The organism is Adonisia turfae CCMR0081 (assembly GCF_011009555.1).
GTDB classification, from domain to species: Bacteria; Cyanobacteriota; Cyanobacteriia; order Phormidesmidales; family Phormidesmidaceae; genus Leptothoe; species Leptothoe turfae.
In genome coordinates this window covers 1,228,566-1,234,520 of the sequence record NZ_QXHD01000004.1, presented here as the reverse complement: position 1 = coordinate 1,234,520, position 5,955 = coordinate 1,228,566, and the positions used below count along the sequence as shown (strand labels likewise).

Sequence of the window (5,955 nt, the reverse complement as noted above, 5' to 3'; positions counted from 1 at the left end):
AGGCGTAGGTGTGGGAGCAGGGGGTGTAGGTGTAGGTGTAGGGGGCTCCGGAATAGGCGTAGGTGTAGGTGTAGGGGGTGTAGGTGTGGGAACAGGTGCTGGAGTAGGGTTAGGAGAAGTTGGAGGCGGTGTTGGCACAGGTGCTGGAGTCGGCGCTGGCACAGGTGCGGGTGCTGGCGCTGGCGCAGGGGGTGTGGGCCTTGGTGTCGGATGCCTTGGTGGTGTTGGAGGAGCCGGTTCAGTACCTGGAATTCTGGTGCCTAAGACAATTGTCCAATAATCAAAATAATTATGGTTACCAGTATCGTTGGCTAAAAAGACATGGCCTGCCCCTAGCTGCCGTACATTGGGATTTAAAATATTAGCGCGATGGCCTGGACTGCTCATCCAGTCATCAAACACTTCTCTCACTGTGTAGTGCCCCGCACCAATATTTTCAACAACTGTTCGAGATTGGTAACCAGCAACTCTCGCTCTTTGGGTTGGGTTTGAACCATTAGAACCCCTATGGCCAACAACTAAATCATTATGAGCAATATCAGAAGTATGCCGCTGAGCAGCATGATTGAGTTGTTGATCGATGGTGAGTCGAGACAAGCCTGCCCTAACGCGCACACCATTAACGAGCGCGAGAAACTGCTGAACAAATGTAGCCATTTTTATACGTATTTCGGATCGGTGCGTGCCGTACTGTTCTTTTTTATCCCTTGGCCCATGGCCATCCCCATGGTGCTAACACCCAACTTCATACATCTTTTTTGAAGAAGTTGGGGATTAGTCGTAGATCCACCGAGCAAACTATGACTAGGATTGTTACCGTAGAACACAAAAACTGTTCTACTTGATAAAACACGTCAGTGCATTTACCCATGGTGATCAGAGGTCGTCCGTCTCAGATTTTTCTTGAGCTATTGTGCGCTTAGATACACCCAAGACAACCTTGAATAAGTCAAGGCTATGAAGCAATAAGTTCTCACAGAACATTGAGGAGGCCTTGCTCCATGAGTAAACTACTTCATGCCATATCCTTACTGTTGGCCATTATCCTTTACCGTATGTTGGCTCCAACCCCCATACCCGGTGGATCGACTGGCAATTATTCAATAAATTCTCAAATTTATCTGACTACTGCAACGACCGTTCTAGACTGATTTCAGGTAATTGTTTGCATTCACCATGGTTAACACATCGCGTTATTGGCAAATGATGGTTTTAACGGCTGCAGGGCGACTACAGCGACAGAAATTCCCCGATGCCCAACGCTGGTTTCAGCCCCAATTTGGCCAGCGTTTAGAAGCTGAAATCCTGTCCGAACGCGATTGTCAGTTAGCTTTGTGGGAGTTAACCCAAACCGATGCAGAGAATGCAGCCATAGCTCAACTGTGTTTGCGCTGTTGGTTGTCCCACCAGATTGAAGCTGCCTGTACCCAGTTAGTTCGTCAATTTGGTGAGACCTATAACTTTACAGGCGCAGATCTATGGCCCCTGATTTTGGATGACGATGGTCAGGTTCCTGCAACCTACCCTGCTGTGGCGATGCAAATTCTAGCTAAATACGATCCCAGGCAGTCGGCCTTGAGTACCTGGACCAGTCGACTGACTAAAAGTCATCCGAATCTCAACCGTTTCTTTATGGAACAAGGGTTATATCGCATTAGCCCATGGGCAATTCTCAACGATACCCGCATATCGCAGTTGCCCAGAGCGTTGCCCCACCTCAGTCAAAGTGAGTTGACTGCAGCTAGCCAATTACTCAGTGCCTATCATCGGGTGTATCGTAATGACCGATTAAAACAGCGCCAGGGTCGTGCCCGTCGCTGTGTTGACCCCACCGATGAACAGCTCCAAAAGATTGTACCCAATGAGGCTCCTAACCTGGTATTTGCCCAGTTACATGAGCTGGCAGATCAGTTGCGACAATATCGGATTGCAGTGCGTCGACGTACCCCATTGACCCAATCTTTAGATAACACTGAGACAGGTCTTTCCAATCTCTCGGCACCGACTTCTGATGACGCAGAGAAAGCTCAAGATGACTTTTTAAAGCGTTATCGGACTCACTTTATTACGACTCTCGACCAGGCAATTCACCATATTGTGCAAAGCTATAGCACCCACTATAAAAGGAGGAAACCACCCCAGGATAGCGTTTATCGAAAGGCCCTAATACTATTTCACTGTCAGGGATTATCCATGGGAGTGATTGCGAAACAGTTAGAGTTAACTAATCAGGTAAAGGTAACCCGTTTGTTGCAGCTTAAGCAATTTCGAGCCAAGGTTTGTATCTACTGGTTAAATCAACTTAAAGAGCAAGTCCAGGCGGATGCGTTACAGCATGTTTCTGCTGACCGGCTAACCAAAATTGCCCAGCAACTGGATTACATTTTGACTGAAGAAACAGAAACAGTGATGGCAGAAGCTGCCTCAGAGGCACAAATTCCTAAGAATCGTACGGCAAATAGCATATTTTCCCGTCGTCTGTGTGAAACAGTTTTATCTTCTACGCCTCCTGATGAATAGCCCCTCTATAAAAATACTCCCTGTAAGCTGATCTCATTCTAGTTAACCCACACTGTCACAGCGCTTTTTCACGCCATGAATACTTCATCCCTCGATCCTCAACAATTTGATATAATTCCCCTCTCAACAGAAACAGTTATGCTATCTACCACCTCTACACAATGGGCTACAGACATTTGTCAAGATATTTCGGATGATGATAGCCAATGGCAAACTTTTTTGAGAGCATTGGCTATGGCAGGGGTAAAACAATGGCTTGAAGATACTGGTTTACTTCCTGCTGACTTACAAGAGACAACGTTCACCCAATCGTCTAATTTGAATGTCGGAGACTATCGTCTATGGGTGTTGCCCATGGGCTCAGTAGTTGATGATGCCGTGAGCATCCCAACAGTCGCTGTAACAGGGGATCAGGCAGCCCATTTATATGTCCTGGCGGAAGTGCAAGAAGAAGTGAACCAGGTGCGTGTAGTGACAGGTTTACGCCATGATCAGCTACAGCAATATGTGCAACAACATACCCCTACAGATACTCAGGCTTATACGGTTCCCCTTGATCGGTTTGTGGTCACTCCAGAACAACTTTTGTTATATCTCAATTGTCTAGAGCCAGAGACAATTATTCAGACTGCTCCGTCTAGTCAGCTGAGTGCGATCGCTGAGACTATAACCACAGGTGTGGTTAATGTGGGGAGATGGCTACAGGGTGAGCTAGATGCCATGGCTGAGCAGCTTGCCTGGGAGTTACTGCCACCCTTGACGCCAGCCCATGGCTTGCGACCTGTTAAAGAAGAAATAGAAAATATTGTAGAAGAACTCACATCTCAGGGCATTGAAATCCCTATACGGGCAAGGGGTGCTTGTAAAAAGATTAATTTAGCGGGCTTTCCTTGCCGTCTTTATGCGTGGGTTTGGCCATTGATGGTGGATGATGTGCCTGAGTGGAGCCTGTTTTTAATTCTAGGACCGACACCAGGAGAAACCCTACCGGTTGGCATTGAGCTGATGGTGAGTGATCAGCAGGAGATATTGTCGCGTTCTACACTTACCCAAGAGACGTCAGTTACCTATCTGTACACTCAAGTCATTGGTTACTGGCAAGAGCAGTTCATAGTGGATATTGGGTTACCTAATGGTCCCACCATGACATTGCCGCCGTTTGGCTTTGAGATTAGCCAGGGATAGACGTTGCTGTTTGAGACACCCCATAGACTAAATTGAGAGCTACTGGTTAGACCTGCGTCTTACGTTGCCATTTAACTGTTTAGCCTACAGGAGTATCCATTTTTAATCGGGTTTAATGAATTCGGATTGGGGCTTATTTCTCAGTAGTATCCTTGTTCATAAACTTGGGTTTCCAGTTTTTAAGCACACGCCGCTCACCACGGGTGACGATCAGACAATTATCATCCACGTCTTTTGTGACCACTGCGCCTGCACCCACCGTCACATTCTTACCCAATGTGACAGGGGCCACTAAAACACTGTTGGAGCCTGTTTTAGTATTGTCTTTAATCACTGTGGGATGTTTTTTATAGCCATCGTAGTTGGCCGTGATAGTGCCTGCACCAATGTTGACTTTGTCACCTAAGGTGGCATTACCCAGATAAGACAAATGGGCGGCATTAGTGTTGTTGCCAATGGTGGTTTTTTTGACTTCAACAAAGTTGCCAACGCGGCAGCCTTCACCAATTATCACTTCACCACGCAGATGGGTGTAGGGACCAATTTGGCCTGCACCTTCAATTTTACTGTCATTGATGACTGAATACTTGATCGTAGTGTTTGCCCCGATGGTGCTGTTGTCAATCAGAGTGCCGGGACCAATGTGGCAACCGGCAGCAATGGTGGTGTTGCCACGCAGGTGGGTTTCCGGTTCAATTACCACATCGGGCTCCACCTTGACGGTGGCATCAATGGTGATGCTGTCAGGATTGATCATGGTAATCCCAGAAAGCATCAGTTCATCCTTGATGCGGCATTGCAGAATCGTGGCTGCGTCTGATAACTGCTTACGGTTGTTGATACCAGAAATCTCTTCGATATCGTCTACATCTAAGGCCATTACCGGTGAAAGGTCTTTGACCACATCGGTTAGATAGTATTCATTCTGATCGTTATCTGACCTCAGGTGGGGTAGCACCGTCATTAGCTTTTGCCAGTTAAAGCAGTAAATGCCGGAGTTAATGCGTCTGTTACCACGCTGTTCAGGGGTGCAGTCGCGGTGTTCAATAATCTCAGAGACAATATAATTCTCGTCGCAGAAGACTCGGCCATAGCCGGTCGGATCCTCAAACTGGGCCGTGAGAATGGTGGCAGCATTCTTGTTCTCAACATGGGTCTGCACCATTTTGGCAATGGTCTCGGGGCGCAGTAGGGGTACATCCCCATTCAGCACCAGCAGGTTACCTTCAAACCCTTCTAAGGCAGGAATTACCTGCTGCACGGCATGGCCGGTGCCTAGCTGTTCAGTTTGCTCAACGAATTCCAATCCAGATACGTGGGCCAATGCAGTCTGTACGTCATCGGCCAGATACCCCACAATGGCAATTTGGCGTTCGGGTTGTACGTGTTCCAAGCTAGCCAGCACATTTTCCACCAGGGTGCGACCCCCTAGAGGATGAAGCACCTTAGGCAGACGCGATCGCATCCGAGTTCCTTTACCTGCTGCCAATACTGCCACTGCCAATGGGTTAGTCATAGGAATTACGAGAGTAAACGTTAGCGTAAGAACATCAAAAAATTACGGGAGGAGTATACCGCGCAGCGGTTGGACTTCCCAAGTATGATGGCTACTTAGGGTAAAGGGTATGCCAGGAAAGCCAAAGGGTAGATAGACGTTTAAGTTCTTAGTTCTTGGTTCTTAGTCCTTGGTTCTTGGTTCTTGGTTCTTGGTTCTTGGTCTCTGGTTTTATCCAGGTCAACCAAGTCACTCATTCAAAACTCAAAACTCAAAATCAAGCATTTTTAGCCCCTCTGCCTCGTTAACCAACGTCGTCGCCAGGCACTCGTTGGTTCCAGTTTAGATTCCTGCTGTTCCTGCTGACGCTGGGCCATAATTGCTTCAGCCGTTGCTGCCAGCGTTGGGTCACGATAGGGAATTGCCGCCCGTGTTTGCAGATGCTCTTGTTCCTGTGGCGACAGGTCTGGTAAAGGGCGCTGATCTTTGGTCGCCACGGTGCAGGGCCAATGGCGACCGGTTCCTGGCAATGAGCCCATGGTTAAGCCAGCTAATCCCATGGCTGAACGAACAGCAGCGGCGCAGGAATAGGTGGCCAGGATGCCGCTCTCAGCCAGGCATTGAGCCGTAAGTTTAAAGAATTCCACCGTCCAAAGCTGGGGGCAGCGTGGGGGGGAAAACGGGTCAAATAGAATGGCATCAGCCTGCCAACCCTTGGCGGCCAGGGGTTGCAACGTTTGCCGGGCGTCGCCAAT

General features: G+C 48.3%; 6 protein-coding genes. 3 read left to right on the top strand and 3 right to left on the bottom strand.

Translation table 11 applies throughout. The features are described from left to right. The coding region (locus DXZ20_RS09385) for a CAP domain-containing protein (protein ID WP_250565697.1) at nucleotides 1-657 on the bottom strand (657 nt) is incomplete at its 3' end. A 344-nt stretch (nucleotides 658-1,001) separates the two neighbouring features. Here DXZ20_RS09385 and DXZ20_RS09380 point away from each other — a divergent pair. The 3 genes from DXZ20_RS09380 to DXZ20_RS09370 all read left to right on the top strand — a co-directional run bounded on the left by DXZ20_RS09380 (nucleotide 1,002) and on the right by DXZ20_RS09370 (nucleotide 3,705). After that, complete coding sequence (locus tag DXZ20_RS09380) at nucleotides 1,002-1,151, top strand: hypothetical protein (RefSeq protein WP_163663051.1); 150 nt, start codon at nucleotides 1,002-1,004, stop codon at nucleotides 1,149-1,151. Between the two features lie 25 nt (nucleotides 1,152-1,176). Beyond that, a complete protein-coding gene (locus tag DXZ20_RS09375; protein WP_163663048.1) occupies nucleotides 1,177-2,520 on the top strand; it encodes a hypothetical protein in 1,344 nt (447 codons plus the stop codon). A 75-nt stretch (nucleotides 2,521-2,595) separates the two neighbouring features. After that, nucleotides 2,596-3,705 carry a DUF1822 family protein gene (locus DXZ20_RS09370; protein WP_163663044.1) on the top strand — a complete coding sequence of 370 codons (1,110 nt, stop codon included), beginning with the start codon at nucleotides 2,596-2,598 and terminating at the stop codon, nucleotides 3,703-3,705. A 133-nt stretch (nucleotides 3,706-3,838) separates the two neighbouring features. Here DXZ20_RS09370 and glmU read toward each other — a convergent pair whose 3' ends face one another. Then, the gene (gene glmU, locus DXZ20_RS09365; protein WP_163663041.1) at nucleotides 3,839-5,221 is read right to left on the bottom strand and encodes a bifunctional UDP-N-acetylglucosamine diphosphorylase/glucosamine-1-phosphate N-acetyltransferase GlmU; all 1,383 of its coding nucleotides are present in this window, start codon (nucleotides 5,219-5,221) and stop codon (nucleotides 3,839-3,841) included. A 266-nt stretch (nucleotides 5,222-5,487) separates the two neighbouring features. Further along, a partial coding sequence (locus DXZ20_RS09360; protein ID WP_250565696.1) for an MnmC family methyltransferase occupies nucleotides 5,488-5,955 on the bottom strand: 468 nt, incomplete at its 5' end.

Excerpts from the sequence above, each read along its gene's own strand:
- DXZ20_RS09380 (WP_163663051.1), top strand. The coding sequence starts at position 1,002 with ATGAGTAAACTACTTCATGCCATATCCTTACTGTTGGCCATTATCCTT.
- DXZ20_RS09375 (WP_163663048.1), top strand. The coding sequence starts at position 1,177 with ATGGTTAACACATCGCGTTATTGGCAAATGATGGTTTTAACGGCTGCA.
- DXZ20_RS09370 (WP_163663044.1), top strand. The coding sequence starts at position 2,596 with ATGAATACTTCATCCCTCGATCCTCAACAATTTGATATAATTCCCCTC.
- glmU (WP_163663041.1), bottom strand. The coding sequence starts at position 5,221 with ATGACTAACCCATTGGCAGTGGCAGTATTGGCAGCAGGTAAAGGAACT.